The following is a 25,652-nucleotide window of genomic DNA, read 5'->3' as shown; positions in this document are numbered from 1 at the left end:
GCACGTTGCGCGACGAGTGAAGGCGACGCGCTACAGCGCCGCAGGCTCGCCGCCGGCGAGCCGCGCACCGCTCCCGTGCGACCACCGACGTCTCCGCTGCGGCGGCCTGAAATTTTCCCAAAAATCTTGCAAAGGGTGCTGGACAAGTGGGGCGAAGGCCATTATACGCCCCACCAGACCGCAGCGACGCGGTTCCGGGCGGGTGATTAGCTCAGTTGGTAGAGCAGCTGACTCTTAATCAGCGGGTCCACGGTTCGAGCCCGTGATCACCCACCATTAAATCAAGCACTTAACGGACTTTCCGTAACCTGTTTCTAAAAATCGGAAGTGGCGTTTCTTCCCAATGCTCGCGTCATTTGAACAGTTGCGCGGCGCTGGCTCGATCTCCATCGAAGGCGATTGGGCGACCAATGGCGGCTCATAGCGACATCTTTGATTCGACTGGTCGGGTGGATACGAGCCTAAGGCCGGAGGAAGAGGCGACCTCGGGCGACGTTCCTTCCGATGGGCGCTCGGGCTGGCTCTCCTGCCAGCCCACTTCGGCAACCTCGTAGCCGAGAGCTGCAGCGATTTTCCGCAGCATTTGACGGACGCGAAACTCGTGACGGGAGGCTGCCTCCTTCTCGGTCGCAAAATAGGCGGCACTGGCGGCTTCGATGAGATTCAAAGCGGCGAGATTTACGATGGCGTAGGTTTCTGCCCGCATCAGACGTACCTCCGAATTGCTGGCGAGAATTGTGCGTGCCGAGAAGGCCCTGCACGCATTCGCAATCGGCGCCGGAAAATTCGCGCTCACGGTTGAGGGTGAAGAAGACGTCGTCCACGAGTTCGGCTGCCGGCCGGGCTTCGCGTTGCAGGACATCTCCATCGGCACCGAGATGCCAGGAGAGCGAGGCGAGGCTGGAATAGGTGGATGAGAGAAAGCTCTTAAGCGCCGCTTGGTTTTCCGCATCGCTCGATTGCAGCAGATCGGCCGAAAAGAGTTCATCGACATGGCCATGGAGATCGGACTTGATGCGGGGAACGGACATGCGGCGCTTCTTCTCCTCTGAATACGGAAAAGCTCTTGCTGCAGTATGCACCGCGCGCTTTCCGTGTTGTCTATGTTGGAGACAACATCACATCTGATGCAATCGGTGTCAACATGGTTCGTGTTGTGTCCGTATTCATCGGGTGTGTTATCGAAGCTCCAACGTCTTAGAGGGATGCCTGCCGAGGGGCAGGATTAGCGTGGCTAAGGGGAGGGCGTCGGCACGCCCGTATAGCTACGCGTTGCCAGCCAGCGCGATGTAGTGGACGGAGTGTACAGTGTGCGCGTCGAAGCGCAGTACCTTCGGCGGATTGAACTGCTCCAGCACCAGTTCGGAAGTGTTGTGGCGCACGAACCTCTTGACGTAGGCGAGGGGAGCGCCGTCTTCTTCCAGGCGTATCTGGGCGATCACGTAGTCGCCCCGTCTGACAGGGCGGGTCGGGTCGACAAAGCAGATCTCGCCGTCCTCATAGCGCGGAGACATGGAATCGCCTGACACCGACACCGCATAGGCGCCGGAAACTTCAGCAAGAATCGGCGGGGCCATGACTTCGTACAACACATCGCCGTTCATTATGAATTCACCATCAACTCCACCGACGGCCTGGCCGAAGACCGGGATCTTTTTTCCTTGACCGATGAGGTTGTCAACAATCGTGCCGTTCGGGGGGCCGGCATCCGTGATGCCGGGAGGTGCGGCGCCCTCACCAGCCATCTGCCGTTCCTTGCCGCTCAATAGCCAGTATGGATCGACATTGAACTTGCGGCCGTAGACCTCGGCCTCTGAATGCTCGAACTCGTTCTGCCCGTTTTCGTGGGCGCGATAGGTCGAGGCGACCATGCCAAGGGCATTCGCCGCGTCGGAGGCAAACTGATAGCCCGCCCTAATGCGCGCCTGGCGCAATCTTTCCGCTCTTTCGCTCATGACACGATCCATAGCAACACGAGTAACATAAATCATGTTGACATCGCGACATATACAGTGTCATTTCAGGTTGTGCAAGATTCATGAGGCGCCACGGAGCGCTGGGTCGACTCTGACCTTGGAAGGAGAAGCGACGATGGAGCATTCGGAACTGGCGAGACAGAAGCGGCACTATTGTGCCGTGCGGGAGCGGCTCACCCGCGCCGCTAGGGCGGTCGGCCGATCCGGCCCGGTCGAGCAGCTCGAAAGGCAACTGTCCGAACTTGCTTCAGACAACGCGGCGAAGGCCCGGCGGATCGCCGCGTTGGAGGTCGACCTTGCCGATGCCGAGGCGCGGCTCTTGGCGCAGGCGCAGGCACTGCTTTCCGGCCGGAGCGCAGATGTTCCGGACGACTACAGCGAGGGCGACCGGCCGACGGTCGAGGAGATCGTTGCCGCCGTGCTCACGGATTTCCCGGGGGTGAGTTGGGAGGATGTCATCAGCGTGCGGCGCGAACGCCGGCTGGTAAAGCCGAGACATGCCTGCATGCGCGCAGTCTACGAAAACCGCGGCGATCTCTCATTGTCGCGGATCGGCCGCATCTTTCGGCGCGATCATACGACGGTTCTGGAGGCGGTGCGCAAGCCAGACGTCGAGGGCGAGCGCGGCTGACACGCCTAGATGATTCAACAGGCCGAGCCGTCGAGGTCTGCTCGCCCGCTGCAAACAGTCAATTCGTCTTCCATCCGCTCATCCGGCGAAGGGGGCAGGAGCGGACAACCGTGACCACGTTTCTTCCACACATGCTCGAAAGGATTTCCCATGATGACCAAGGCCCAGAAATTGCGTGCAAAGCGCAAGGCACAGCTTGGACGCCCACGCAAGGCAAATGCCGAGCGCTTTGCCTGCGGCAAGATCAAGCCGGGGTGGTCGAAACAGGAAAGCGAGAAGGAGGCCATGGCGGTGGCGCTTGCGGCGCGCAAGCGCATGCACGGGCTTGAAACCAGAAGCGCCTTTGCGGGCTACACGCTCGGGCGGTTGTTTCTCGACGGGCGGATCACCGAGCAGCAGCGCGAAGCCGGCGACGATTATGCCGCGGCGATGGTGCGCTATTACCATATCACAGGCATTCCATTTCCGAGCGTCAGAGCCCAGGACATCGGACGCGTGCAGGGACATCCGGGCGAACAGAAGGAAGAGCGCGCCCGGATGGCTGCGAAATCTGCCGAACGAATGATGCGACCGGAAGGACTCCTGCTCGGGTGCGAGGAGGGGCGTCAAGTGAAGACCACCGTCTTCAACGTCTGCGTGATGGACTATGAAGGCTTGAGGATGATGCCGGAGGCGCAATTGCTGTGGCTAAAGCGGGGATTGAATGCGCTGCTCTTCGACAAGGGCTTGCGCGAATATGCGAAGGGGGATCATTGCTTTGACCTAAGATAGGAATATTATCCTACATGTCGGGCGTTTACGGCTTTGAAGGTGCCTCGATCTCGCCGCTTCCCTAACTACGGGTCCGCGGCGGCAGCGGATCCGCGTTGGATGTGATGGGGGGCACAGGAACGCTGGAGCGCTCTGAGGAGGTGATGGCATCGCGCTCCGGCGCCCTTCGTCTTCGGCCAAGACAGTGTGTCCGGGTGCGCCGTTCAACTGCGCTCACAAGAAATTGGCGCAACGCTCGCGTCGGGTAGTGTATAGTGAGTGCAGGTCATTCCTTCGTTGAAAGAAGAAAAGTGAAGTCGATGAAGATTGCGACCACCATCGTCCTGGCGGTTCTGGCTGCGGCTACGAGCGCGTCGCAGGCCCAGCCCCAGACGTGCATCGGTGATTGCGGAGGTACCTACCGGCACGATCTTTTCGTCGAGCGACAGTATCAGCAGTTCTTGCGGAACCGCTACTTGAACTCCGGTCCGCGTTTCGCGCCTGGCACCGACATCAACATAGACGCAGGCGTAACTCTTGGGCCGCCGCTCGGTACAATCAACGAACTGCGCTCACGTCGGCGGCAAACGGTTCTATCCGGCGGAAATGCGCATGCACGGTGGTGCCACGACCGCTATCGATCGTATCGCTCGAGTGACAACACCTTCCAGCCTTTCGACGGCCCGCGCCGTGCGTGCAACTCGCCTTACAATTAAGCCGGACGCACTCACGGCGGAAAGCGGCTTCACACTTCTTCGCTTGGCTTCAGCCGCGCTTTTGCAGGAGCTTCATGGCGGCATGGGCGACAGCTTGCGCCTGTAGCTGAGTGCTGAACTGACCCTGCGCCGGATACGTCACGCCGCGATAGCTGAGCACGAATGCCCAACGTCCGTTCATCCGCTTCTCGACCCGGATAGTGGCCTCGGGTTTGTTGTCCGAATTCAAAGCTGTCTTCCTCGATTATCGTCTCCGGCCGCAGAACCCGCGACCGCAATCGCCGTGGGGGCCAATGGTCGTCCCTTCAGCCGCTCAGAGCCGTAGTAACTTGCGCATTCGGGGGCGAAAGGCAAGACAGAGCATGCGACACGAACGCGCTACAGCGCCGCGTGTCCAATCGAACGCGCAAAGGTCGCTGAAGCACTGTGAGTAGCTGCATGATTTTGTCCTTAAATCGATTCCGATCTTAAGGAATCATGCAGAGGCGCTCGGCAGAGCATCCGCGCAAGCGGACGCTCAGTCTGTTTAGCTCCAGGTATCCGCTGTTGAAGAGTCTATTCGACTGCACGTGCCGGGCCGAAACGCTCCATGACGAAGGAGGCCTGGACGGCGGGGCCCTGCGGACGATCAGTCTTTTCGAGCTTTATGGTGGCGAACTGAGCGGTTTCGACCGGAGGTGTGCGCTGCCAGGCGGTGGTGAGAAACAATCCGGCGCCGGCAACAAATCCGATGGCGACATACATCCAATGATTACGCATGGATAAATCTCCTTCTCTCGGGAAGGCAATGCTTGGAGGGCTAGTCTAGTTCCCGGTATAAAGCCGAGAGTTGGGCCTATATTTTCAGTACTTAAATGAATTCAAAGTATTCGACACGGTCGGACCCCGGCATCGGTGACAGCGCGACGCCGAAACTGCCTCCTTCCGTGCGAGACATTATCGATTGAAGTATGCCCAAGCCCTTGAACATCAGCCTCGTGGGAATTGAAGCAGAGGCCAATGTCTTATGCAAGGAAATTATAATATACGGTTGTACAACAAAATTTGACCAGTCCTTGGCGAAGCGCTTTCTTTGGCGGACGACATAGAAGCGTGACCCATCAGCCTGCAAGACTTTCGTCTCTGCGGAGGCACGCTCGGAGAAGCAGCCCGCTGCAAAGTTTCCGGTGGGCAAAACAAAAACCGAATGCATTTCAGCGCATGGAGGCTTGCACCGCGAGGGCGGTTGCGGTATTCCATAAATCAAGGATAGGAATTGTGTCCTAAGTCGTCCAGTCGCCGTGGCAGGATGCTGAAGCGACGAAGACTTCTTCTCCCACCTCGCAAGGCGCTGGGGCCTCCTTCCTGATTTTTCAATTCATGGCTCACGGCGACCTCGCGCGTTCCAAGACGCTGCGGCGCCGTGTGCGGCCGGCGATGCGCCTCCGCGTCGACCCGAATCCTGAGAGGGTTCGGAAGCATCCCGACGCGTCGACCCAAGACTCCGCAGTGCAGCGCCTCCGACAAGGCGCTGCGCGAGCATGGCAGCATCGCCGGCCGCGATGGACTTGTCTCATTGACGGAGGGCAGCGGAGGCATTGGTGCGAATACTACGCTAGCGGACATTTCTCCGAACGACGACCGGCGTGGTCGACCCGTACGCGATTTCGCTTGGAAGTTGCTGCGGTCGATGCTTAACCTGCTGAAAGATGGAGTTCGAATGATACACACGTCAAAATATTACATTGCGCTCCTGGCGATAATAGTAGGGCCTTCAGCAGTCTTTTCGGCCGACCGGATCGAAATACCAGGGGTGGACCAAGAACAGGCCGCCAGCATGAAGGATTTCCTGCAATCCGGACTGCCTGGAGTTCAACGACCAATGCTCATTCTGTTCTGTATCCGACGGCAAGGCCAAGTGCTCAACGCCGCAAACGGCTTGCGTGAAGCAGCCATATCAATGCACTACACGATCAAATAACTAAGGCGCTGGAAGCGGCGATCTACCGCAAATCTTCCAGTGCGATGTAGATGGTTCCGAATTCGACGCGGTCCTTATCGGCGAGCTCGTCCGCAAGGCGATAGTAGAGAACCTCTGTATGCGGATTACAGCGATAGCTGTCGTCGCACCAGCCGGTGGTGTGCTCGAAGCTCTTGTCTGTTTTTTGAAGCCACGCTTTCACGAAATAACGTGGTTTGCCGGATTGATTTCCCGCTAAGGCAAAGGCGGTCGAGGCGGCGATCACGATGGCGGCGGCAAAGATATGGCGCATGGTCCCCTGCTGGCTTCAACGGCTGCGTTATGCAGCCGCCTGCAATTCAATCTCCGTCGCGATTCTGGTGCAATTATGGGTGGATTTGTGCGACAGCATACACGCGCCGACAACGCGCCGCGCTCTGTTTGAGACCGAGCGGTGGCAAGAAGAATGGAGAGCGCGATGATGGAAGACGAAAGGCCGGAACGCGCCGGGGAAGTGGCTGACGATGCGGCAATGGAAGCCGGGCTTCCCGAGAGGCGGGTGACGGGCGGCCGCGGGCAGGTGGGCGGTGCATTCCTGAATGCGGTGCAGGCGGATTTCGCGGTGCATGGCGTCGACGTGATCGCCCGTGTTCGCGAGGAGAAGCCGGAGAGCTATCTGAAGCTCGTTGCCTCGCTCCAGCCGAAGGATTTGAACGCCGCTGCGGGCGGCATGGACGAGCTTTCGGCGAGCAACTTATCGAGCGCATCCGCGCGCTTGACGCGGCAATTCGACCATTGCTTGCTGGACGGAAAACACGTGCGCGCCGGTCAAGGCGATCGGCGCAGATGGACCTCGCGTCCAGCCAGAGGATGACGAGGAAGGGCGAGTGAAAGGGCGCGCGCGGCGCCCTTTCCGTCCCGGAGAAAGATCAGCGTGCGGGAGACGCTGCAGTGGCGACGACTTCGCCGCTCGAGAAGATGATCACGGCAAACAGGAGAACGCCGGCGAAGGCGATAAGCGACGAGACGGCGACGACCGGTTCCATCGCGGCGTTTCCCGAAAGCATCAAATAGAGCGATGGGATAAGCACCGCTACGCCGAAGGTGTAGACGGCGTATTGAATCGTCGCTAGGCGCCTCGCTGCCTTCTGCGGATTGAGTGCGTGATAAACGCCGAAGATCGCCATCGTCACCCAGCCGAGCAGATTGGCGTGCGCATGCGCACCGGTAGCGGCGTGATTGCCCGAAATCGACATGTGCAGTCCGATGGAGATGCCGAGGATCAGGAAGATTATGGCGGTCTTGAAGTAAAGATTGGCAATACGTGGCATAGTGGTGTTCCCCTCATTGAAAACACGAGATTTAGCATGTTCTCAAACATCTGAGAACATGCAGATAGAAGGACGTTGCGCGCTCTACTGCATGTCGTCTTAAATCGACCTCGATTTAAGGGATGCAGCAACTCAAAGTGCTACAGCGACCTTTACACGTCTGATAAGACGCGCGGCGCTGTAGGGCTGTTCCTGGCGTTACAATTCGGAAGATTATCTGCTGATCGTTGTCGGTCAGGTCGATGTGCGGTCGAATCCGCTGGGTGTAAGAGGCGGGTGTTACCAGCTTGCTCCGTCGATCAGGCGGTGCGGTATCTGCTCCCAGACCGAGCGATCGAAGATGCGCATGTTCACGCCCATGCGCGACGACTTGCGCCCGATCGGCGACCAGTGCGTGGTACAGCCGCACGTGCTGCAATGATGCATCGTCAAGGTCCTGTCGCCCTGCACATAGCCCACGAGCTTCTTCTCGGGATCGCTGACGGTGACTTCCTCGACAGGATAGTAGCCCCAGAGCGCACCGATCCGGCTGCAGAGCGAGCAGTTGCAATCGCCAAGCGTTTCGGGACGAACGGGCACCGTGACGCGAACCGATCTGCAATGGCAATGGCCTTCGATCATGATTGTGCCTCCCGATCGGCGAGCGCTGACTGAGCCATGGCGAGCAACGCCCAGCGGTCACCATTATGGACGTTGTGACATCGCCGTCCAGCCGGACGATTTGCGGTGCAGAGCGGCAATAGAGAACCAGGAAACGAGCAAGGATGACCTCAACCGGCCCATCCCAGGGAAGCGCTGCGTCCGAGCTCTCCGTGATGCTAAGGGAGCAAATTGCGCTGCTGGCGGAGCTCGACCGGCGGCGGCGCACGAACCTACTCGCCGGCTATCAGCTTTATCGGAAGCAGAAGGATTTCCACGCGGCAGGCGCCGTCGTCCGCGAACGCCTGTTTATGGCCGGCAACCAGCTCGGCAAGACGCTCGCCGGAGCGGCGGAAGCGGCGATGCATCTGACGGGGCGCTACCCGGATTGGTGGCAGGGCAGGCAGTTCGACAAGCCGATCGTCATGCTGGCGGGCTCGGAGTCCTACGAGCTGACGCGCGACGGTGTCCAGCGTCTGCTGATCGGCCCGCCACTCAACGACGACGACTGGGGCACAGGCTTTATTCCGAAAGCAACGATCGTCGCGACCACTCGCCGCTCGGGGGCCTCCGGCGCGCTCGACAGCGTGACCGTGCGGGCATGTCTCGGGCGGTACCTCGACGCTCTTCAAGGCCTATGAGCAGGGGCGCGGCAAATGGCAGGCGAACACGGTCGATTACGTCTGGTTCGACGAGGAGCCCCCGGAAGACGTTTACTTCGAGGGCATCACCCGCACCAATGCGACGCGCGGCTCGATTGCAGTTACCTTTACCCCGCTCAAGGGGTTGAGCGCCGTGGTGGCGAGATATCTGATGGAAAAATCGCCGGATCGCGAGGTCATCACCATGGCGATCGACGACGCCGAGCACTACACGCCGGAAGAGCGCCAAAGGATTATCGCCAGCTACCCGGCGCATGAGCGCGAAGCGCGTACCAAGGGAATGCCGGCGCTTGGTGGTGCCGGGCCGCGCGGCGGCAGCGATCGCGGGATGGATATGCAATTGCTGGGGCAAGATCGAAGATGGTGCCAAGTGGGGGTTGAAACCTGTCGCGGCCCGGAATAGGGCTAATGCCATGAAGAACCTTCGCTGCATCTCCTTGTTCTTGATTGCTGTTCCGCTCGTGCTCTCTTCGTGCAGCGAAACAGCTGTGCCAACGGCGCCGGCACGCGGCTCGGTCAAGCTTCAGCCGGCCGGAGCCCAGCCCGTGGCTAAGCCGGGCCCCCGGCAGTGCACGACCCCCGAGCAGGTTTGCCCCTATGGTACCGGCCCGGCGGGTGAGCCATGTTCATGCTGGGCAACCGACGGCTCGCCGGACATCGGGATCACCACCATCGAGGCGCCGGCCAGCAGGCCAACCGCGCCAAACACGAGCCAGCTTTACAAGGGCTAAGTGAGCATTAACCCGGCGTAAGTAAGTCGGCGCCTGTCCATGGCGTTATGACAAGGAGCGCATAGCTCACCGAGCTAGCAGCCCCACCCAATCACAAAAACCAAAGAAGTCGTGCATCCGGTCGCATTGCGGCCGAATGCGCGGTTTTTGCCCAATGGAGAGAGCTGTATGCAGGCTCTTTTGCTCAATCAGGTACTTAAGAGAATAGGCAACAAAATGGGTAAGTCGATGTTCAACGACACGCTCAATCCCGATGAGGCTTATGCCGACCGGATCTCCCGCGACTTCGGCATCACATGGCACGACGCGTATGACGCTTATCATCAGAGTCCGAAGTTCTGGGAGGAGTCTTACAAGGGAAATCCAAATGATCATCGCAACGCACCGGCAATAGCCCCGGCCGAGCGCAGATCACGGGTGCCAGCGGCGGGTCAACCAGCGACAGATGGTAGCTCGCCTTCGGAAAGAGAGGCGGGCTTTGGGATGAGCTGTTCCCCAGCCGGGCTTCCTTAAAAGAAGTGCAACGTCAATGGAGCGATTGAACGTCCAGAACGCAGTCCGCCGACCCTCATGAACCCCGGGTGCTTAGGAAAAATATCGCCAGGCAAAGGAACCAGAAGACAGCGCCCGCAAGGTTGCTCATCGAAGAGCTCAGCAGGAGCCGGCCAGATGGCAGGCGCTTGAGGCCAAGCCAATTAAACGCGATATCCTCTGCATAGATTTCCTGAACTTGAATTTTGCCAAGGCTCAGCAGGGGCACAACCACTCGCGCCGTGCGATGGTTCAAAGATGAGCAGATCGAGAATATTGAAGACGACGCCGGCAACAGCGTCAAATGCGAGGCCAATTTTCTTCATAGTTGAGCCCTGTTGGTCACGGATGGGATCTCTTCGGCCAATCGTGCGGTTCTCAGCCAAGACGCTTCTACCGTAAGCAAGTGGTAGACCGGAACAAAGCGGGAATCAATCCCTCCGTGCAACGTGATTCGAACTCCCTGCCGTGAGGGTGGACCCTACTTGTACTCCAGTAGGTAGTTCAGAACAAAACAGCAATCAGCCGTGTAACTTCTCAAGGGAGACAAGGTGACATGAAACCAGAGGAAAGAACTGCCGCTGCGCGGGCGCTGCTCGACAGTCCGCTGTTCGATCGGCTGATGGACGAACTGGAAACGTCGGCAATCAACGGTTGCATCAATGCGAAGATTACCGACCAGGAGATGCGCGCGGCCTTTGCGGCAGAGGCGCGGGCGATCCGCAAGTTCCGAGGCGAGCTCAAGTTCCTGACGGAGCAAGCCAAGGCCGAGGGAACCAACGCGCCGGCGTGAAGTGCTGGCGCTCTCATAGGCAGGATGTCAGAGCGACTTGTTGGTCCTGCCTTCTGTGAAGCGGCGCGTGAATGAGATTCATGAAGCCGCCGCAGCGTTTTGAAACGACGCCAATTTTCCGGGTGCGGAAGGGGCGCTTGGCGCCATTGCTCCGCCCCGAACAATCTCTTGAAAAGGTCTTTCCATGATGAACGATAGTGCCAACCTGCCTTTTGGCGGGAGCAAAACCGTTGACGGCTCGCTTGAGCCCGCAAGCTTTGACGACCTCGACTTCTGGGAGCCGAACGAGGCCAAACCCACAGGACGAGGAAGAGCTGGACGGCGAGGAGACCGTGAACTTTGCTCAAGAGCGAGACGATGCTGATGCCGAAGGCGACGAGCCGACCTTTCCTGACGAGGAGGAGGCGGCCAACGAAGCCGAGGACATGATCGTCACGCTCAAGGGCGGCGAAGAGGTTCCGCTCGAGGAACTGAAGCTCGGCTACATGCGGGACCGAGACTACCGGCACAAGACCCAGGATCTCGCCAACCGCGGCTGGATGCTCGAAAGCATGAGTAGCCGGGTCGCTGCTACGGCCAACGGCGTTGCGGAACTGATCGCGGCCCAGATCCCCGACGAGCCGCCAGTGGAATTGAGGCGCCACGATCCGGAAGCCTATCAGCGACAGTGGGCGCTGCACCAGGCGGGGCTGGAGCAGCTTGCGCGGGTAATGGCGCTCGGCGAAGGACCGGCAGCCGTTGCGGCGGAGCTTCAGGCCGCGGCGAGCGAAGAGAGGCTGGAGGCAGAGAACGCCAAGCTCCTCGAGGCTTTCCCCCAGACGCGGCACGATGAGGGGCGGCAAGCCTTCTTCGAAGACGCTTTTGAGGCGGCAAGGGAACTCGGCTTTTCCGACGAGGAGGTACGCGAGGTCGTCGACCACCGGCTCTTCAAGCTCGCGCATTATGCCAGGCTCGGGCTTCTTGCGGAACGCGCGCGGGCAAAGGCACTGCAGAAGGTCAACGCCGCACCGGTGTCCACGCCGCGCATGAAGGCCAGGAGCCAAGCGCAGCACCAAAGGCGTGAAAGCCGGGAGGCGATGCAGCGGCTTTCGAGAACGGGATCGATCCGCGACGCGATGGCGGTCGATTTCGAGTAATCGACAGGCGTAGCCGAGCGGCAAGCATGCAAGAGGCGCTTGTTCAGCGACGTTCGGGTGCGCCTTCATTCACCACATTCAACGCTTTCCGCGTGCCTTTCCGGGCGCACGGGCGGTGAATTTCATCACGACAGAAGGACCAGCAAATGGCAGTTCTCACCAATACCTTTCAGACGACCCAGGCCGTCGGCAACCGCGAGGAGCTTTCCGACGTGGTGTCGCGGATCACTCCGGAAGACACCCCGATCTACTCGCTGATCGAAAAGGGCAAGTGCACCACCTATCACCCGGAATGGGAGACGGATGAGCTTGCAGCACCCGGTGCCAATATCCGTAAGGCGGAAGTCGGCAGCAGCGACCGCGCGTCCTATGATGTCATTTATGCCCACCGGCAGGATAACCTAGCGAAGCCGCTTACCGCGATGACGCTCGGCGAAGTGATCGATGCGCAGAAGACGTGGTCGAAGGCGCATGGGTCGAGTGCGGCGGGCGGCTAGCAATTCATGCGTGCGACGTTGGCCGGGCTTTTGAAGGAAATCCCGTTACTGAGCAGAGATCTCGTCTTCGATCCGGCGCTTCAGGACGGGCTCGGCTATCATCTACTCAACCGCCGGGGATTTGCCGCCTACCTGGGGGGTGAGATCAGCCTCCCCGAATTCGGCAAGCGCCTGGCCATGGAGTGGGCGTCGCTGCCCGTCCTTGCCGATACCGAAGGCGACCGGCGGCGGGTGAAGCGTGGGCAGTCCTACTATGCCGGAGACGGGCTCAACAGGGCTTTGGTGAAGCCGGAGACGTTCGAAGCGGTGCTTCGCGCGGCGCTGGCTGCCGGCCGCTCACCGGAAAAGGAAAAAGGTCGGGCAGGCGAGGCGGCGGTAGGGAGGCCGGCAAGACCGCGCAAGCCGGTTGCCCGATCCGGCCGCTTCTGGACATGGCTCTTGACGGCGGGCGGCACCATCATAACGGCGCTCAAAGAACTGAACCTGGTGGCGCTCGATTGGCGGGTGCAGCTAGCCATTCTGACCACGATCGTCGGTTTTGCGATTTACGCCATCTCATCGATGCCGGCGGTTCGCGACGCATTGGGGCTCAGGCGATGACGTTTCCCTGGGGCAAACTATTCGTCGGAGTGCTCGTGCTTGCTGCCATCTCCTGGGCCGTGCACGAGATCCGCGAAGATGGCGCGCGAGCGGTGCGCAGTTCAATTGAAAGGCAAAATAATGAAGCGGCAAAAAGCGCTGACGCACAGCGCCTTGACTATGATGCCTGCTCTTCTTCTGGCGGGCTGTGGAACTTCGGGGTCGGCAAGTGTGAGCGGCCTTCGCGAGGTCGTCGGAACTGAGCTCGTCAGCGCGCGTGGTGCGACGCCGGCGGATCAGCGCAGGATCGATCGCACGGTGGTCGGCCTCTGCGCCGCCTCCGTCTGGACGAGGGCCGAATGCGCCAGGCACGGGGAGCGCGACGATGATTGACGCCGGCGTTCACCAGCAGCTTGGGACGCTGATCGCGGAGGTGAAGAACCTGCGCGAGGATTTCCGGCGGTCGGAAGACAGGTCCGAGGCGGGGAGGGTCTCGATGAGTGGTCGCATGGAAGAACTCGTCAAGCGCGTGAGTACGCTCGAGGGATCAATGAGGCTCGTCAAGGATGATATTGCCGGGATGAACCCGGTGATCGAGGACGTGCGCAGATGGAAGCTGATGGGAATGGGTGCACTCGGCGTCATCGGCATCGCTGGTGCAGCGCTCGGCGTGACCTTTGCCGATGTCGTCAAACGGACGTTGATGCTGCTAGAGCAGGATGATGATCACCGACCTTTCCACGCCTCGACTGCCGCATGCTCAGTCGTCGTCATCGAAGGGGAAAAGGCCGCGATAACGACGGCTTACCAAACGCAGCGAGCGATCCGGTTCGATGACATAGGTCTCGTAGACCCGCCGGCCAAACCGGTCGTTGAACTGGTGCGGAACGATGCTGCCGATCGGTGCTTTGGTCAGTCTCGTGCGCGGCTGCCCGCCATAGGTGATGCTACCGGGAATTGGTTCAAGATAGGGGGAATAGCCTGTGGTGGTCACCTCGCAGCTGCTCAGCAGCACGAGTGCGCACAGGGCGGGAAGAGCGCTTTTCATGACAGTCCTCGGCATTTACATGACTTCACCGATGTTCAGTCGTTGAAGATATCGTAGTCTATCCGTCGGCTTGTCAGCCGCAGCGAGCGGTCCGGTTCAATAACATAGGTCTCGTAGACGCGGTGACCGAAATCGTCGAAGAACTGATGCGGCACGATGCTGCCGACCGGCGCTTTCGTCAGCTTCGTTCGCGGCTGGCCGCCATAGGTGATGCTGCCGGGTATCGGCTCCAGGTTCGGGCCGTAACCGACTGTTTGCGTCGACGTGCAGGCGCTGAGCAAGAGCGGCGCGCAGAGGGTGAGCCAAGCGATCTTCATGGAGTGCTCCGACAGCGCCGCGCACTCGTTGGCGCGCAAAGCTCGCTGCAAAAACTGCGGACGCGGCAATTCTCTCCTTAAATCGGAACCGGTTCAAGGTGTCATCCCGGGGCGGGGGCGCTTGCGGCCTTGCAAGGGCGCGAAAACTGCTGACCGGCAAATGCGCCGCACCGCTGTTCTTCCTTTAACAGCGAGCACCCAACCGGTAAGTTTCGGTACGTGGCGCAATACGCTACTCGGTCGCTGGCTGATTTTTTGTGTTGCATGCGACTGATGTTTTGAAGGATGTAGACGGCGGGCCCTGCCGAGCGGTATTGACGGCGAGCTAACCTCCTGCGGGTTAGGCGTCGCATCCAAGGCTGGCCGTGCTCAGACCAGCCGCTGCCTCAGGGACTGCCCATGACCGCTGAACAGGCGCTTTCCTTTTTCGTTCTCGGCACCATGATGGTCTTCTTCATATGGGACCGCTTTCGTTACGACATCGTCGCCTGTTCGGCGCTGATGCTTTCGGTCGCGCTGGGGATCGTGCCGTTCGATCGGGCTTTTGACGGGTTCAGCGACGATATCGTCATTATCGTCGGCAGCGCGCTTATCGTCAGCGCCGGCGTCGCCCGTTCGGGTGCCGTCGATGCAGCGATCCAGCGCTTCCTGCCGAACGTGCAATCCGTGCGCGCGCAGCTCGCCCTGCTCGTCGTCACCGTCACGGTGCTTTCCGCCTTCATCAAGAATATCGGGGCGCTGGCGATCATGATACCGGTTGCTTTCCAGTTTGCGCGACGATCCAACGTGCAGCCTTCGGTCTTCCTGATGCCGATGGCGTTCGGGTCACTGATCGGCGGGTTGATGACGCAGGTCGGAACTTCGCCCAACGTGGTCGTCTCACGGATGCGCGAGGACCTGACCGGCGAAAGCTTCACCATGTTCGACTTCACGCCCGTTGGCGCCACGCTGGCCGTGGTGGGCTCACTGTTCCTGCTTCTCGCCTACCGACTGGTGCCGGAGCGCAAGAGCCAGCAGGTCGCCCTGCACGAGGCGATCGAGATCACGGACTACACCTCCGAGGCGGTGGTTCCCGCCGGGTCACCGGTAATAGGTAAGCCACTCAGCAATCTTGTGAAGATCGGCGACGGCGGCGCGGTTGTCCTTGCGGTCTTCCGTCGCGGCACGCATCTGGCACCGCTGCCCGACGTCGTCATCGAACTCGACGATATCCTGCTGCTCGAAGGCGGACCGGCGGCCCTCGACCGCATCGTCTCGCAGGCGAAGCTCAAGATATCGGGCGACCGTTCGCCGACGCCAAATGAGAGTGCTCGCGCTGAGATCGAAGCCATCGAGGCGGTGATCGCCACCGGTTCACCGCTCATCGGCATGTCGGCACAGCGCCTGGCGCTCTTCAACACTTACAATGTCAACCTGCTTGCGGTGAGCCGTCAGGGCGAGCGCCTGAAACAGCGGCTCGGCCGCATAAGGCTGCAGGCCGGCGATATCGTCGTGCTGCAGGGGACGCGGAGAGAACTGCCTTCCTTCCTGCAGGATTTCGGCTGCCTGCCGCTCGCCCAGCGGGAGATCCTGCTCGGCACCATCCGACGCGCAACGGTACCGCTCCTCTTGCTGGGGGCCGCAATGGGCGCGACCGCCGTTGGCGTCGTGCCGATCCCCGTTGCTTTCTTTGCCGCGGCGCTTGCCATGGTGATCTTCCGCGTCATTCCGTTGCGCGAGGTCTATCGCGCTGTCGACGGACCGATCCTGGTCATGCTCGCAGCGCTTATTCCAGTCAGCGATACGCTGCGCACGACAGGTGGATCGGATCTGATCGCCGGCTGGCTCAGCGGCATTGCCGCCGGGCTGCCGCCGGCGGGCGCGCTCGCCCTCATCCTCATCGCGGCGATGGCCGTGACACCGTTCCTCAACAACGCCGCCACGGTTCTCGTCATGGCGCCGATCGCTGCGAGTTTTGCGACCGCGCTCGACTACCGGCCGGATGCCTTCCTGATGGCGGTCGCAATCGGCGCCGGGTCCGATTTCCTGACGCCAATCGGTCACCAGTGCAACACTCTGGTCATGGGTCCGGGCGGCTACCGCTTCAGTGATTATCCCCGTCTCGGATTGCCTCTGTCGATCGTCATCGTGATCGTTGCCGTGCCCGCGTTGATGTGGGTCTGGCCGCTGCGATAACGCTACTGCATGTCTCCTTAAATCGACCTCGATTTAAGGAGACAGACATGAAGCAATTCAACGTGCTACAGCAACCTTTGCGCGTCTGATAAAACGCGCGGCGCCGTAGACGGCGAGCTGCGCGGGTTCGTGGCGAAGCTCCAGAAAATTTTTTTATTGATGTTTGTTATGTTATTTCATAACTAGGAGTACCTGATCATCGAGATGAGCGAACGGTGTTGAAATCCGCCACCCCTGCTGTCCAATTGTTGCCTCCGCCTGCGATTCATGCCACCAAGGCGACGATGGTGCTGCTGTCGTGACTCGGCGGCGGCTGAAAAGGGAACACGGTGAGGGCGACCCAGAAGGGACCGATGCCGTGGCTGCCCCCGCAACTGTAAGCGGAAAGCGCATTCACACGATGTCACTGGCGAACGGCCGGGAAGACGTGACTGCGCAGCGACCCGCAAGCCAGGAGACCTGCCATCGACCCGATCAACAACAGCGGACGGGGTGTTCCGATGGAAAAGAATTGGCTTCTGCTTGGCGGTCAACCGCCTTACGGCATTCTTGCCACTTTCTCTCCGGCCCAACCCGGCGGAGAAATGGCATGGCGAAATTTCCAGAGCACAAGATAGTCGTCTCAACCGATTGCCGCTTTACCGGAGGGCCATGCCGGCCGGGCGTTGAGCTGCTGGCGCTGCTCAACCGCAGCGTTGCGGCGCTCGGCAAGCCGCTAGGTGACGATTTTGCCATCACCGGCACAGTGTGCATGGCGGTCTGCACGCGTCCCTGCACAATCGCTTTCCAGGCGTCCGGTAGCGCCACCTATCTTTTCGGTGACGTTTCGCCGGATGAAAACGTCGACGATCTCGTCCGATATGCCGCCGCCTGCGCCGACGGCACCGCCGATCCCGAATTCGAATGGGATCGGCCCGCCCATCCGGCCGCGTTCATCCTATCCGAAGCGCCGGTCGGGCGGCTGCAGTGAGGACGGGAAGACTTGATCCATGAGTTGCTTTGAAACAGGCGCAAGCCTCCGTGTCGAACGGCTGGAATGGGGGCCGCGTCCCGGGCTCCGGCTGGTCCGCGATATCAGTCTCTCCCTCGCGTCTGGCGGCCGGCTTGCAATCATCGGGCCGAACGGCGCCGGCAAGACCTCGCTTCTGCGCTGCCTTTATCGCGCCGCGCAGCCGGCTGCCGGGAAGATCGAAGTCGACGGCGTCGACCTCTGGAGCATCACGGCGCGCGAGGCGGCGAAAACCATCGCCGTCGTGCTCCAGGAAATGCCTAGCGATTTCCCATTCAGCGTGCGCGATGTGGTGATGATGGGACGCATCCCGCGGCGTGAAGGCATAGGCGGCTGGACTGCGCGGGATCGGGAGCAGGTTGCGCATGCGCTTGATCATCTCGATCTCGGCCATCTTGCCGGACGCCAGTTCGCCACCCTATCCGGAGGCGAGAAACAGCGGGTTCTGATTGCACGGGCGCTCGCCCAGGAACCGCGCATCATCATTCTCGACGAACCGACCAACCATCTTGATATCCGCCACCAGCTTGAAATCCTCGAGCTCCTGAAGACCCTCAGGCTCACCATCGTCACGACGCTGCACGACATCAATCTCGCGGCCGAATTCGCGACCGATGTGGCAATCCTCGCGGAAGGACGGCTCGCCGCCTTCGGCGTACCCGGTGCCGTGCTGGAACCGTCGGCTCTTTCAGCTGCCTTCGGGGTGCATGCGACGGCACACGAGACCCCGGAAAGCAATGCGTCACGCTTTTCCTTTTCGCTCCGGCGCTCCGACGCAGCGCCCGCGAAGCGGTCCAATTCCCGAATTTCCTCCCTCCGTTCCACAGGAGAAATCCAATGAACAGAATACTGCTCGCAGCCGGTGTCATTCTGGCGGCCGCAGCGCCGACTTTCGCCTATCCTATCACCGTCAAGAGCTGCAACCGCGACGTCACGTTCGAAGCCGCACCCGAGCGGGCGATCTCCAACGACGTCAATCTCACCGAGATGATGCTGGCCTTGAAGCTGCAGGACCGCATGGTGGGCTACACCGGCGTTTCCGGCTGGAAGACGCTGGATGAGAAGCTGCGAGAGGACGTGAAGGCGTTGCCGGAGCTTTCGGCGAAGTATCCGACGAAGGAAGTGCTTCTCAATGCCGATGCCGACTTCTTCTTCGCGGGCTGGAACTACGGCATGAAGGTCGGCGGCGAAGTGACGCCGGAGACGCTCGAGCCCTTCGGGATCAAGGTCTACGAACTTACCGAAAGCTGCATTCACGTCGTGGCGAAGGAAAAGCCGACGATGGAGGATATGTTTGTCGACCTCCTCAATCTCGGCCGCATTTTCGGCGTTGAGGCGAGGGCGAAGGCGCTTGTCGACGGATATCGCCGGCAACTCTCCGAGGTCGCCGGCAAGACCAAGGCCATCGAGCGCCCAAGGCGGGTTTTCGTCTACGATTCAGGCGAGGAGAAGCCCTTCACCTCCGGTCGCTACGGCATTCCGACGGCCATGATCGAAGCGGCGGGCGGGGTCAACATCATGGACGACGTTGAAAAGAGTTGGACGGAGATCTCCTGGGAGCCGGTGATCGATCGCGACCCCGAGGTGGTCGTCATCGTCAACTATGGCGAAGTGACAGCCGAGCAGAAGATCGCCTTCATGAAAAACAATCCCGCCTTCAGGAACATCGACGCGGTCCGGAACGACCGCTTTGTCGTGCTCGACTACGTCGAGGCGACGCCTGGTCCGCGCAACATCGATGCGATTGAGCGGCTGGCAAAGAGTTTTCATGCCGAGGTCATGTGAGCAGGCGAGGGCACCTTTCGGCTGTTATCGGGGGCATGCCGGCGGCGGCATTCCGCCCGGTACCTCCTGTTGCGTCCTCAGAAAACATCCATAGGGCATTGATTTAACAGAATTGCTGGCTCGGGGCACACGCGCCGCGTCCAGCCATCGCAACTGCCAAAGTCCGATATTCGTGCGAACCTTGTTCTTCCTCTTCGGGGCACTGCTTCTTTTGTGCCTTGCCGTCACCGCCGGCGTGTCGCTCGGCACCGCGCCTATTCCGGTTCAAACGGTCTGGTCGATAATCGTCGAGAGGATCGTGCCCGGTAGCGTCGAGCCTTTTTGGTCGGCCGGGCGCGAAAACATCGTCTGGGACGTGCGGCTGCCGCGGGTCCTTCTGGCCGGGCTTGTCGGAGCTGGCCTTGCTGTCACTGGCGCGGTGCTGCAATCGGTGACGCGCAACCCGCTTGCCGACCCGCATCTGCTCGGAGTTTCGGCGGGTGGGGCGCTGGGCGCTATCGTGGCGCTGCTGCACACGGGACTCATCCTGGGCCTCGCTACGGTGCCGCTCTTCGCGTTCGCCGGTGCGCTTGCCGCCACGGCATTGGTCGCCTTCATAGCCCGTGTGCTCGGTACCGGCGCCGATCGGCTCGTGCTTTCCGGCGTTGCCGTAGCGTTCACGCTGACGGCCGTTGGGAACCTGCTCATCTTTCTCGGCGATCCGCGGGCGGTGCATAGCGTGATTTTCTGGATGCTCGGCGGGCTTGGGCTCGCGCAGTGGCAGCATCTCGCCTATCCGGGGCTTGTGCTTGCTCTGTCGCTCGCCTGGCTGATCATCCGGGCCCGTGAGATCAATGCGCTCGCCATGGGCGACGAGACGGCGATGACCCTCGGCATTCCGGTGCGCCGTTTCCGCCTCATGCTCTTCGTCGTCACCGCGCTTCTCACGGGTGTGATGGTCGCCTTTTCCGGCGCCATCGGTTTCATCGGGCTGATGATCCCGCATTTCGTCCGCCTCTTCGCCGGAAGCGACAACGTGCGCGTCATCCCGCTCTCGGCCGGCTGCGGCGCTCTCGTGCTGATCCTCGCCGACCTCGTCGCGCGTGTCGCCATGGCGCCCGAAGACATGCCGATTGGCGTCGTCACCGGCCTCGCCGGCGGCGTCGCCTTCATCGCCATCCTGAAGCGGCGAGGTTGAGTGAGGAGGGCGGCCAATGGATGTCCTGTCTTGACCAAGGTGTAGAAGCAGCCTTGCAGGTTGTCGGTGGAAACCGCACGATCGCCCCCTATCTGATGGGCGGGAGTAGATTCGCCGATGAGGGGGAGGCATCGATGGCCGATGAAATTGAGATATGCACGCCGGAAGAGGTGTTGAAATTCTGGTTCACGGAGCTTTCCTACGACCATTGGTTCACGCCGGATCCCGAGCTCGACCAGCAGTGCGTGCAGCGTTTTCAGGCGTCACATCTGGCTCTTTCAAGGAAATTGGACGATGTTTGGCGGGCGACCCCCAGCAACTGGCTGGCCGCCATCATCCTGTTCGATCAGTTGCCACGCAACATGTACCGCGGCTCGCCCCTGGCATTTGCCACGGATTGCCTGGCGCTGCGCGAGGCGAAGCTTGCCGTCGGTGCGAGTGCCGATCTGACCGTGCCGGAAGAGTGGCGAGTCTTCTTCTACATGCCCTTCGAGCATTCTGAAGACCTGACGGATCAGACGATGGCCGTGAAGCTCTTTACCGAACTCGGCGACGCGAACTATCTCGATTATGCCATCCGCCATCGCGAGGTGATCGAACGGTTCGGCCGCTTTCCTCACCGTAACGCCATCTTGGCGCGGACATCGACTCCGGCTGAGGAGGAATATCTGGCCCAGCCGGGTGCCGGGTTCTAGGGATATTGACTTAGGAGGAAGCTATGAGCGCAGGAAACCTGCCTTGGGAGGGGGGATGTCGCTGCGGCCAAGTGCGCGTCAAAGTCACCGCACCGCCGCTCCTGACAATGGCGTGCCATTGCACTGGCTGTCAGCGAATGACGGCAAGCGCGTTCTCGCTGAGCGTTGCGATCCCGAGCGAAGGCTTTGCAGTGACACGGGGCGAACCGGTTATCGGCGGCTTGCACGGTGCGACGCGCCACTATTTCTGCCCCCATTGCATGAGCTGGATGTTCACCCGGCCGGAGGGCATGGACTGGTTCGTCAATCTCCGCGCGACGATGCTCGACGACGCCAGTTGGTTCACGCCGTTCATCGAGACCTGGACGAGCGAGGGATTGCCTTGGGCCGCGACGCCTGCGGTGCACAGTTACGCCGCGCTCCCGGCCCTTGAGGACTACGACGGACTGCTGCGGGAATACGCAGAGCAGGCGTTGAAACCGAAAGGGTGAATGCGGGCGAAGCACTGCGATCTGCTCGGCAGAAACGCGATCGCCTTCCTTTGTGTTGGGGGTCCACCGTTGAAAGCGGAGGAAGCACTAGATACAAAGTTCCGAAGAGGGGACATGCGGACGGTTCCCCTCTGCACCCGTGCCGGCGCCGGGAGTCGATCTCCCGGCGCGTCGCGTTGCCTCGGTTGGAATTACCGGGACTGCGGTGGAAGGCCACCAGCGCCGAGGAAAATCGTATGAATAGTCCTCATCCGTGCGCCTTTGCATCTTTTTGCCGTGTTGCGTATGCAGATCGATCATAACGACAGCTCGGGCGATTCCGCTCGGGCTCCATTCCGCGCTTCGAAGGACACCGAATTGCATTCCGTTGGAAAATTGACCGCTCTCTTGATCGCTGGCTCGTTCGGCGTGCTCACGCTCGGCGGCGGATTCGCGACGGCCCAGCAAACGGCACAGCCCGCTCAACCGAGCCAGCCGGCGCGGCAGGTGCGGCCGCCTCAGCAGCCGCCGGCGGCCACGCAAGGGACGCCGACGCAACCGGCCCCGCCCGGAGCGGCCACTGAAACCGACGACGGGGCGGCGGCCGCGTCTCCTGCACTCCAACAGGCGGAAGACCAACTCGCGCAAGCCGAGCGGGAACTCAACCGGTTGGCCGAGCGCGTCGACGCTGCCAAAGAAGACGATACCTTGCTGGCCGAGCTCAAGGTCCAGGTCGACGAACTTTCCAAGCAGATCATCGCCGCATCTGTCGGCACGCGGCCGCGGCTCGACGAAATCAAGGCGAGGCTCACCGAGCTCGGCGATCCGCCGGGCGAAGGGCAGCCGCCGGAGGCGGCGATCATTACCGAGGAGCGCAAGCGACTTCTTGCCGAGCGCGGCGCGATCAATGCGCTGACCGGGCGGGCGGAAAATCTTTCGGTCGAGTCACGGAAGCTGGCAAACGGCATCACCGCCACCCGTCGCGCGCTCTTCTCCAATACGCTGCTGAAACACACCGATGTCTCAGCAGCGATGCTGAGCGAGGCGGTTACGGCCACGGTCGACGAGGCGAGGGCATTGTCGCGCAGTATCGGAAGCTGGCTGGCATTCGCCTGGAACTACAAGCGCGTGCCTTTGCTCAGCGCGCTCTTCCTCTCGCTCTGCGCGGCATTCCTCTTTCTGGTCGGCGGCTATCGGCTTTTTTCGCCCTTCCTGCGCCACCAGGACGAAGAGGAAGAGCCCACCTACTTCCGACAGCTTTCGCTGGCATTCTGGTCGACGCTGATCCCGACCATGAGCCTCACGGCCTTCGCGGCGTCGAGTTATTTCTTCCTCAACAGTTTCAATGTGTTGCGACCGGACATCGGACCGATCATCGCGATCACTTTGGCGATGAGCGTAGCCGTATTCTTCGTCACCCGACTGGCCAATTCCGTCCTCTCGCCGAAGCGGTCGAGTTTGCGTCTCGTTCGGGTCTCGGACCGCGGGGCGCGAATGCTGATGGTGCCGATCTTCGCCATGGCTTTGGTCAACGGCCTCGATTACCTGCTCGGCAGCATCGGCGAGTCCCTCGGCTCACCGGTCGTGCTAACGGTTGCGAGAAGCTTTCTTGCTTCGATCATCATCGGCCTCATCCTGATGTCTATGGCCTTGATCCGGCCGATGCTGAGGACCGACGAGCCTTTCGAAGCGCCTGGCCGTCCCTGGCCGCGGGTCATCTCCCTCTCGTTCCTTTTGATGGGCGCGGCGCTCATCGCCATTGCGCTCTCAGGCTATGTCGGTCTCGCGCGCTTCATCGCCACGCAGATCATCGTCACTGGCGCGATCCTGGTGACGATGTACATTGGCCTTCTCACCGGGAAATCGGTCTCCAAGCAGGGCGCCTTCGCCGAAACGGCCGCAGGACGCTATGCCGAGCGCCGCTTCAATCTGGAGCAGGTTGCGCTCGACCAGATCGGGCTTGCCGCCGGGCTCGGCATCTATGCCCTGGTCGTGCTGTTCTTCATCCCGCTGATCCTGTTGCAATGGGGCTTCCAGATCGCCGACATCGAATCCTGGGCGTACCGAATCCTGACGGAAATCAGGATCGGCACGATCACGATTTCGCTCGTCGGTATCCTCGCCGGCGTCCTTTTCTTCGCGCTTGGCTATGTCGTCACGCGCTGGGTACAGCGGTGGATTGACGGCAACATCATGGCGCGCAGCCGCGTCGATGCCGGCGTGCGCAACTCCATTCGCACCGGAATCGGCTATGTTGGCGTCGGGCTCGCGGGGCTCATCGGCCTTTCGGCCGCCGGTATCGACCTGTCAAGCCTCGCGCTCGTTGCCGGTGCTCTCTCCCTCGGTGTCGGCTTCGGTCTGCAGAACATCGTTTCGAACTTCGTGTCGGGCCTGATATTGCTTGTCGAGCGGCCCTTCAAGGTAGGCGATTGGATCGTCAGCGGCACGACGGAAGGTTTCGTGCGACGCATCTCCGTCCGCGCTACCGAGATCGAGACGTTCCAGCATCAATCGATCATGATGCCGAATTCGCTGCTCATCAACGCTTCGGTCGGCAACTGGACACATCGCAACAAGCTCGGCCGTTCGGAAATCGCCGTCACCGTTACCTATGCGAGCGAGCCGCGCCGGGTGATCGAGCTGCTGCAGGAAATCGCCGCAGCCCATCCCATGGTCTTGAAGAACCCGGCTCCCAATGTCGGCTTCACCACCTTCGGCGACGAGCGCATGACCTTCGAACTGCGCATCTATGTCGCCGACGTGCTGAAGGCGGGCGATGTGCGTAACGACATTCGGGTTTCGATCTACGAGCGCTTCCGCGACGAGGGGATCGGTGCGCCGTTCCCGATGAAGATCGAGGACGTGACGCCCGAGGAAGAGGCCGAACCCCCGTCGATAGAGGACGAGAAGGTTGAGCCGCAACCCGAACAGGACGAGGCAGTCGAACGGCCCATCAGCAGGCGCCGCAGCCGTTGACGAGAAAGAGGGGCAAAATGCGAAGAGGGAGTGGCGATGCCACTCCCTCTTTTTGCGCCGATGTCATGCATATCCTACTGCATGTTTCTTCAGCCCGACCGTCATAGTCCCGCCAGTGCCTGGGCGACCGGGACCACGTGTGGCCACACCTCCATCGCGCCGCGATAGATCATGTCGAGCGAAACATAGAAGATGATCGCAAGACCCACATAGGCGATCCAGTGATAGCGATTGAGCAGACGGGCAATGAAGCTCGCCGCAACGCCCATCAACGCGATCGACAGCATCAGACCGAAGACGAGAACGGTCGGATGCTCCCGCGCGGCGCCGGCAACGGCAAGGACATTGTCGAGCGACATGGAAACGTCCGCGAGCACGATCTGGGTCGCCGCTTGTTTAAAGGTTTTCTTCGGCGCTGAAGCATTCGCCTCCTCCAAACTATCGATGCTCTCGTGCCCGCCGGAACGAATTTCGCGCCACATTTTCCAGCAAACCCAAAGGAGGAGAAGGCCGCCCGCAAGCAGCAGCCCGATAATGGCGAGAAGCTGGACCGTGAAGATGGCAAGAACGATGCGAAGCCCCGTGGCGGCGAGAATGCCGACGAGAATGGCCTTCTTGCGCTGCTCGAGCGGCAGACCGGCCGCCGCGAGCCCGATGACCACGGCATTGTCGCCGGCAAGCACCAGGTCGATGACAATGACCTGCAGCAGCGCCGCCAGCCCGGCGGAAGTGAAAATCTCCATGTGCGGTAATCCTTGTTGTCCCCGAAACGCCCGGTGGCGTGCGCAAACGCATAGACCGTGAACAATCGGGCGATCAAGTGGCTGAACATCGGGTGCAGCAGATATTTGATTAAACTGCGATGGTCGGGGGCGCGGAATTGGGATCGCTTGGAAGCACGACGAAACCGGTGATGATCGGAGGCATCCCGCTTCGCATACTGAACCGCACGCAACGGCTCATTCAGCGCCGGTTCAGCGCGCAGCCCGCATGAATTCCCCAACTTCATGCCGCGCCTTGCGGCGCTGCGCCCCCGCTTAGGAGCGCGTCGCGGTAACGCTTTGAATCGCTGCACAGTTTCTTCTTAAA

The 25,652-nt window shown here is 60.9% G+C and carries 25 protein-coding genes, 1 tRNA gene, 5 pseudogenes and 1 riboswitch; of the genes and pseudogenes, 20 read left to right on the top strand and 11 right to left on the bottom strand.

Annotated elements, in window-relative coordinates:
• The first annotated feature begins 200 nt into the window (after positions 1-200).
• Positions 201-276 (top strand) — tRNA-Lys (locus tag AYK65_RS09865).
• A gap of 142 nt (positions 277-418) precedes the next feature.
• Here the strand turns inward: AYK65_RS09865 and AYK65_RS09860 are convergent.
• From AYK65_RS09860 to AYK65_RS09850, 3 genes and pseudogenes are all read right to left on the bottom strand, one after another.
• Positions 419-709, bottom strand: coding sequence for a hypothetical protein (locus tag AYK65_RS09860; RefSeq protein WP_026617634.1), 291 nt, complete (start codon positions 707-709; stop codon positions 419-421).
• Positions 708-1,031 (bottom strand): annotated as a pseudogene (locus AYK65_RS32920) (hypothetical protein); the annotation flags it as partial. The pseudogene AYK65_RS32920 and the gene AYK65_RS09860, both read right to left, overlap by 2 nt.
• 234 nt (positions 1,032-1,265) lie before the next feature.
• Positions 1,266-1,955, bottom strand: a complete 690-nt coding sequence (locus tag AYK65_RS09850) for a S24 family peptidase (RefSeq protein ID WP_081158278.1) — start codon at positions 1,953-1,955, stop codon at positions 1,266-1,268.
• A 136-nt stretch (positions 1,956-2,091) separates the two neighbouring features.
• Between AYK65_RS09850 and AYK65_RS09845 the strand changes: the two genes are divergently transcribed.
• The 3 genes from AYK65_RS09845 to AYK65_RS09835 all read left to right on the top strand — a co-directional run bounded on the left by AYK65_RS09845 (position 2,092) and on the right by AYK65_RS09835 (position 4,073).
• A complete protein-coding gene (locus AYK65_RS09845) occupies positions 2,092-2,607 on the top strand; it encodes a helix-turn-helix domain-containing protein (RefSeq protein WP_081158244.1) in 516 nt (171 codons plus the stop codon).
• 150 nt (positions 2,608-2,757) lie between these two features.
• Complete coding sequence (locus AYK65_RS09840) at positions 2,758-3,378, top strand: hypothetical protein (protein ID WP_081158243.1); 621 nt, start codon at positions 2,758-2,760, stop codon at positions 3,376-3,378.
• Positions 3,379-3,677: 299 nt separating this feature from the next.
• On the top strand, positions 3,678-4,073 hold the full coding sequence (locus AYK65_RS09835) for a BA14K family protein (protein WP_026617631.1): 396 nt from the start codon (positions 3,678-3,680) through the stop codon (positions 4,071-4,073).
• A gap of 49 nt (positions 4,074-4,122) precedes the next feature.
• Here AYK65_RS09835 and AYK65_RS09830 read toward each other — a convergent pair whose 3' ends face one another.
• From AYK65_RS09830 to AYK65_RS09815, 3 genes are all read right to left on the bottom strand, one after another.
• The gene (locus tag AYK65_RS09830) at positions 4,123-4,302 is read right to left on the bottom strand and encodes a hypothetical protein (protein ID WP_026617630.1); all 180 of its coding nucleotides are present in this window, start codon (positions 4,300-4,302) and stop codon (positions 4,123-4,125) included.
• 326 nt (positions 4,303-4,628) lie between these two features.
• Positions 4,629-4,832 (bottom strand): hypothetical protein, encoded by a 204-nt coding sequence (locus AYK65_RS09825; protein WP_026617629.1) that lies wholly within the window; start codon positions 4,830-4,832, stop codon positions 4,629-4,631.
• Positions 4,833-6,055: 1,223 nt separating this feature from the next.
• A complete protein-coding gene (locus AYK65_RS09815; protein WP_081158242.1) occupies positions 6,056-6,325 on the bottom strand; it encodes a hypothetical protein in 270 nt (89 codons plus the stop codon).
• Between the two features lie 165 nt (positions 6,326-6,490).
• Here AYK65_RS09815 and AYK65_RS09810 point away from each other — a divergent pair.
• A pseudogene (locus AYK65_RS09810) lies at positions 6,491-6,903 on the top strand (hypothetical protein).
• 38 nt (positions 6,904-6,941) lie between these two features.
• Here AYK65_RS09810 and AYK65_RS09805 read toward each other — a convergent pair.
• Together AYK65_RS09805 and AYK65_RS09800 are read right to left on the bottom strand one after the other, a co-directional pair.
• Entirely contained in the window at positions 6,942-7,343 is a 402-nt protein-coding gene (locus AYK65_RS09805; RefSeq protein WP_026617627.1) for a hypothetical protein, read from the bottom strand.
• A 279-nt stretch (positions 7,344-7,622) separates the two neighbouring features.
• Positions 7,623-7,964 (bottom strand): GFA family protein, encoded by a 342-nt coding sequence (locus AYK65_RS09800; protein ID WP_026621303.1) that lies wholly within the window; start codon positions 7,962-7,964, stop codon positions 7,623-7,625.
• Positions 7,965-8,107: 143 nt separating this feature from the next.
• Between AYK65_RS09800 and AYK65_RS09795 the strand changes: the two are divergent.
• The 7 genes and pseudogenes from AYK65_RS09795 to AYK65_RS09755 form a co-directional block, all read left to right on the top strand.
• A pseudogene (locus AYK65_RS09795) lies at positions 8,108-8,943 on the top strand (terminase large subunit domain-containing protein); the annotation flags it as partial.
• A 600-nt stretch (positions 8,944-9,543) separates the two neighbouring features.
• Positions 9,544-9,888, top strand: a complete 345-nt coding sequence (locus tag AYK65_RS09785) for a hypothetical protein (protein ID WP_081158241.1) — start codon at positions 9,544-9,546, stop codon at positions 9,886-9,888.
• Positions 9,889-10,462: 574 nt separating this feature from the next.
• The gene (locus AYK65_RS09780) at positions 10,463-10,699 is read left to right on the top strand and encodes a hypothetical protein (RefSeq protein ID WP_081158240.1); all 237 of its coding nucleotides are present in this window, start codon (positions 10,463-10,465) and stop codon (positions 10,697-10,699) included.
• A 332-nt stretch (positions 10,700-11,031) separates the two neighbouring features.
• A complete protein-coding gene (locus AYK65_RS09775; protein ID WP_338031378.1) occupies positions 11,032-11,835 on the top strand; it encodes a hypothetical protein in 804 nt (267 codons plus the stop codon).
• A gap of 146 nt (positions 11,836-11,981) precedes the next feature.
• A pseudogene (locus AYK65_RS09770) lies at positions 11,982-12,932 on the top strand (SU10 major capsid protein).
• A gap of 120 nt (positions 12,933-13,052) precedes the next feature.
• Complete coding sequence (locus AYK65_RS09760; protein ID WP_046120781.1) at positions 13,053-13,304, top strand: hypothetical protein; 252 nt, start codon at positions 13,053-13,055, stop codon at positions 13,302-13,304.
• Positions 13,297-13,620: pseudogene (locus AYK65_RS09755) on the top strand (DUF1515 family protein); the annotation flags it as partial. The gene AYK65_RS09760 and the pseudogene AYK65_RS09755, both read left to right, overlap by 8 nt.
• Before the next feature lie 51 nt (positions 13,621-13,671).
• Here the strand turns inward: AYK65_RS09755 and AYK65_RS33615 are convergent.
• A complete protein-coding gene (locus AYK65_RS33615; protein WP_077068091.1) occupies positions 13,672-13,959 on the bottom strand; it encodes a hypothetical protein in 288 nt (95 codons plus the stop codon).
• Between the two features lie 35 nt (positions 13,960-13,994).
• A complete protein-coding gene (locus AYK65_RS09745) occupies positions 13,995-14,276 on the bottom strand; it encodes a putative periplasmic lipoprotein (RefSeq protein ID WP_026613697.1) in 282 nt (93 codons plus the stop codon).
• 399 nt (positions 14,277-14,675) lie between these two features.
• On the opposite strand from AYK65_RS09745, the gene AYK65_RS09740 reads away from it, so the two are divergent.
• The 8 genes from AYK65_RS09740 (at position 14,676) to AYK65_RS09700 (ending at position 24,563) form a co-directional block, all read left to right on the top strand.
• Positions 14,676-16,451 (top strand): SLC13 family permease, encoded by a 1,776-nt coding sequence (locus AYK65_RS09740; protein WP_026613698.1) that lies wholly within the window; start codon positions 14,676-14,678, stop codon positions 16,449-16,451.
• Between the two features lie 268 nt (positions 16,452-16,719).
• A riboswitch (cobalamin riboswitch) is annotated at positions 16,720-16,932 on the top strand.
• Between the two features lie 108 nt (positions 16,933-17,040).
• Complete coding sequence (locus AYK65_RS09730) at positions 17,041-17,421, top strand: DUF1636 family protein (RefSeq protein WP_051440429.1); 381 nt, start codon at positions 17,041-17,043, stop codon at positions 17,419-17,421.
• Positions 17,422-17,440: 19 nt separating this feature from the next.
• Positions 17,441-18,301 (top strand): ABC transporter ATP-binding protein, encoded by an 861-nt coding sequence (locus AYK65_RS09725; RefSeq protein WP_063769986.1) that lies wholly within the window; start codon positions 17,441-17,443, stop codon positions 18,299-18,301.
• Positions 18,298-19,245: an ABC transporter substrate-binding protein gene (locus AYK65_RS09720; protein WP_026613699.1), complete on the top strand. Its 948-nt coding sequence runs from the start codon at positions 18,298-18,300 to the stop codon at positions 19,243-19,245. The genes AYK65_RS09725 and AYK65_RS09720 overlap by 4 nt, the downstream gene beginning before the upstream one ends.
• A gap of 172 nt (positions 19,246-19,417) precedes the next feature.
• A complete protein-coding gene (locus AYK65_RS09715) occupies positions 19,418-20,422 on the top strand; it encodes a FecCD family ABC transporter permease (RefSeq protein ID WP_234706869.1) in 1,005 nt (334 codons plus the stop codon).
• Positions 20,423-20,556: 134 nt separating this feature from the next.
• On the top strand, positions 20,557-21,117 hold the full coding sequence (locus AYK65_RS09710; RefSeq protein ID WP_026613701.1) for a DUF924 family protein: 561 nt from the start codon (positions 20,557-20,559) through the stop codon (positions 21,115-21,117).
• 23 nt (positions 21,118-21,140) lie between these two features.
• Positions 21,141-21,608 (top strand): GFA family protein, encoded by a 468-nt coding sequence (locus AYK65_RS09705; protein ID WP_026613702.1) that lies wholly within the window; start codon positions 21,141-21,143, stop codon positions 21,606-21,608.
• A gap of 261 nt (positions 21,609-21,869) precedes the next feature.
• Positions 21,870-24,563 carry a mechanosensitive ion channel domain-containing protein gene (locus tag AYK65_RS09700; RefSeq protein WP_081158238.1) on the top strand — a complete coding sequence of 898 codons (2,694 nt, stop codon included), beginning with the start codon at positions 21,870-21,872 and terminating at the stop codon, positions 24,561-24,563.
• Positions 24,564-24,664: 101 nt separating this feature from the next.
• Here the strand turns inward: AYK65_RS09700 and AYK65_RS09695 are convergent, their stop codons facing one another.
• Positions 24,665-25,306, bottom strand: coding sequence for a TerC family protein (locus AYK65_RS09695; RefSeq protein WP_026613703.1), 642 nt, complete (start codon positions 25,304-25,306; stop codon positions 24,665-24,667).
• Positions 25,307-25,652 lie beyond the last annotated feature (346 nt).

The organism is Ensifer aridi (assembly GCF_002078505.1).
GTDB lineage: Bacteria > Pseudomonadota > Alphaproteobacteria > Rhizobiales > Rhizobiaceae > Sinorhizobium > Sinorhizobium aridi.
The sequence above is the reverse complement of the archived record's forward strand: the minus strand, read 5'-3'. Positions and strand labels throughout refer to the sequence as shown.

Bases quoted from the DNA above. Each gene is read 5' to 3' on its own strand.
- AYK65_RS09850 (WP_081158278.1), bottom strand. From the start codon at position 1,955: ATGAGCGAAAGAGCGGAAAGATTGCGCCAGGCGCGCATTAGGGCGGGC.
- AYK65_RS09845 (WP_081158244.1), top strand. From the start codon at position 2,092: ATGGAGCATTCGGAACTGGCGAGACAGAAGCGGCACTATTGTGCCGTG.
- AYK65_RS09840 (WP_081158243.1), top strand. From the start codon at position 2,758: ATGATGACCAAGGCCCAGAAATTGCGTGCAAAGCGCAAGGCACAGCTT.
- AYK65_RS09835 (WP_026617631.1), top strand. From the start codon at position 3,678: ATGAAGATTGCGACCACCATCGTCCTGGCGGTTCTGGCTGCGGCTACG.
- AYK65_RS09825 (WP_026617629.1), bottom strand. From the start codon at position 4,832: ATGCGTAATCATTGGATGTATGTCGCCATCGGATTTGTTGCCGGCGCC.
- AYK65_RS09815 (WP_081158242.1), bottom strand. From the start codon at position 6,325: ATGCGCCATATCTTTGCCGCCGCCATCGTGATCGCCGCCTCGACCGCC.
- AYK65_RS09805 (WP_026617627.1), bottom strand. From the start codon at position 7,343: ATGCCACGTATTGCCAATCTTTACTTCAAGACCGCCATAATCTTCCTG.
- AYK65_RS09800 (WP_026621303.1), bottom strand. From the start codon at position 7,964: ATGATCGAAGGCCATTGCCATTGCAGATCGGTTCGCGTCACGGTGCCC.
- AYK65_RS09785 (WP_081158241.1), top strand. From the start codon at position 9,544: ATGCAGGCTCTTTTGCTCAATCAGGTACTTAAGAGAATAGGCAACAAA.
- AYK65_RS09780 (WP_081158240.1), top strand. From the start codon at position 10,463: ATGAAACCAGAGGAAAGAACTGCCGCTGCGCGGGCGCTGCTCGACAGT.
- AYK65_RS09760 (WP_046120781.1), top strand. From the start codon at position 13,053: ATGAAGCGGCAAAAAGCGCTGACGCACAGCGCCTTGACTATGATGCCT.
- AYK65_RS33615 (WP_077068091.1), bottom strand. From the start codon at position 13,959: ATGAAAAGCGCTCTTCCCGCCCTGTGCGCACTCGTGCTGCTGAGCAGC.
- AYK65_RS09745 (WP_026613697.1), bottom strand. From the start codon at position 14,276: ATGAAGATCGCTTGGCTCACCCTCTGCGCGCCGCTCTTGCTCAGCGCC.
- AYK65_RS09740 (WP_026613698.1), top strand. From the start codon at position 14,676: ATGACCGCTGAACAGGCGCTTTCCTTTTTCGTTCTCGGCACCATGATG.
- AYK65_RS09730 (WP_051440429.1), top strand. From the start codon at position 17,041: ATGGCGAAATTTCCAGAGCACAAGATAGTCGTCTCAACCGATTGCCGC.
- AYK65_RS09725 (WP_063769986.1), top strand. From the start codon at position 17,441: ATGAGTTGCTTTGAAACAGGCGCAAGCCTCCGTGTCGAACGGCTGGAA.
- AYK65_RS09720 (WP_026613699.1), top strand. From the start codon at position 18,298: ATGAACAGAATACTGCTCGCAGCCGGTGTCATTCTGGCGGCCGCAGCG.
- AYK65_RS09710 (WP_026613701.1), top strand. From the start codon at position 20,557: ATGGCCGATGAAATTGAGATATGCACGCCGGAAGAGGTGTTGAAATTC.
- AYK65_RS09705 (WP_026613702.1), top strand. From the start codon at position 21,141: ATGAGCGCAGGAAACCTGCCTTGGGAGGGGGGATGTCGCTGCGGCCAA.
- AYK65_RS09695 (WP_026613703.1), bottom strand. From the start codon at position 25,306: ATGGAGATTTTCACTTCCGCCGGGCTGGCGGCGCTGCTGCAGGTCATT.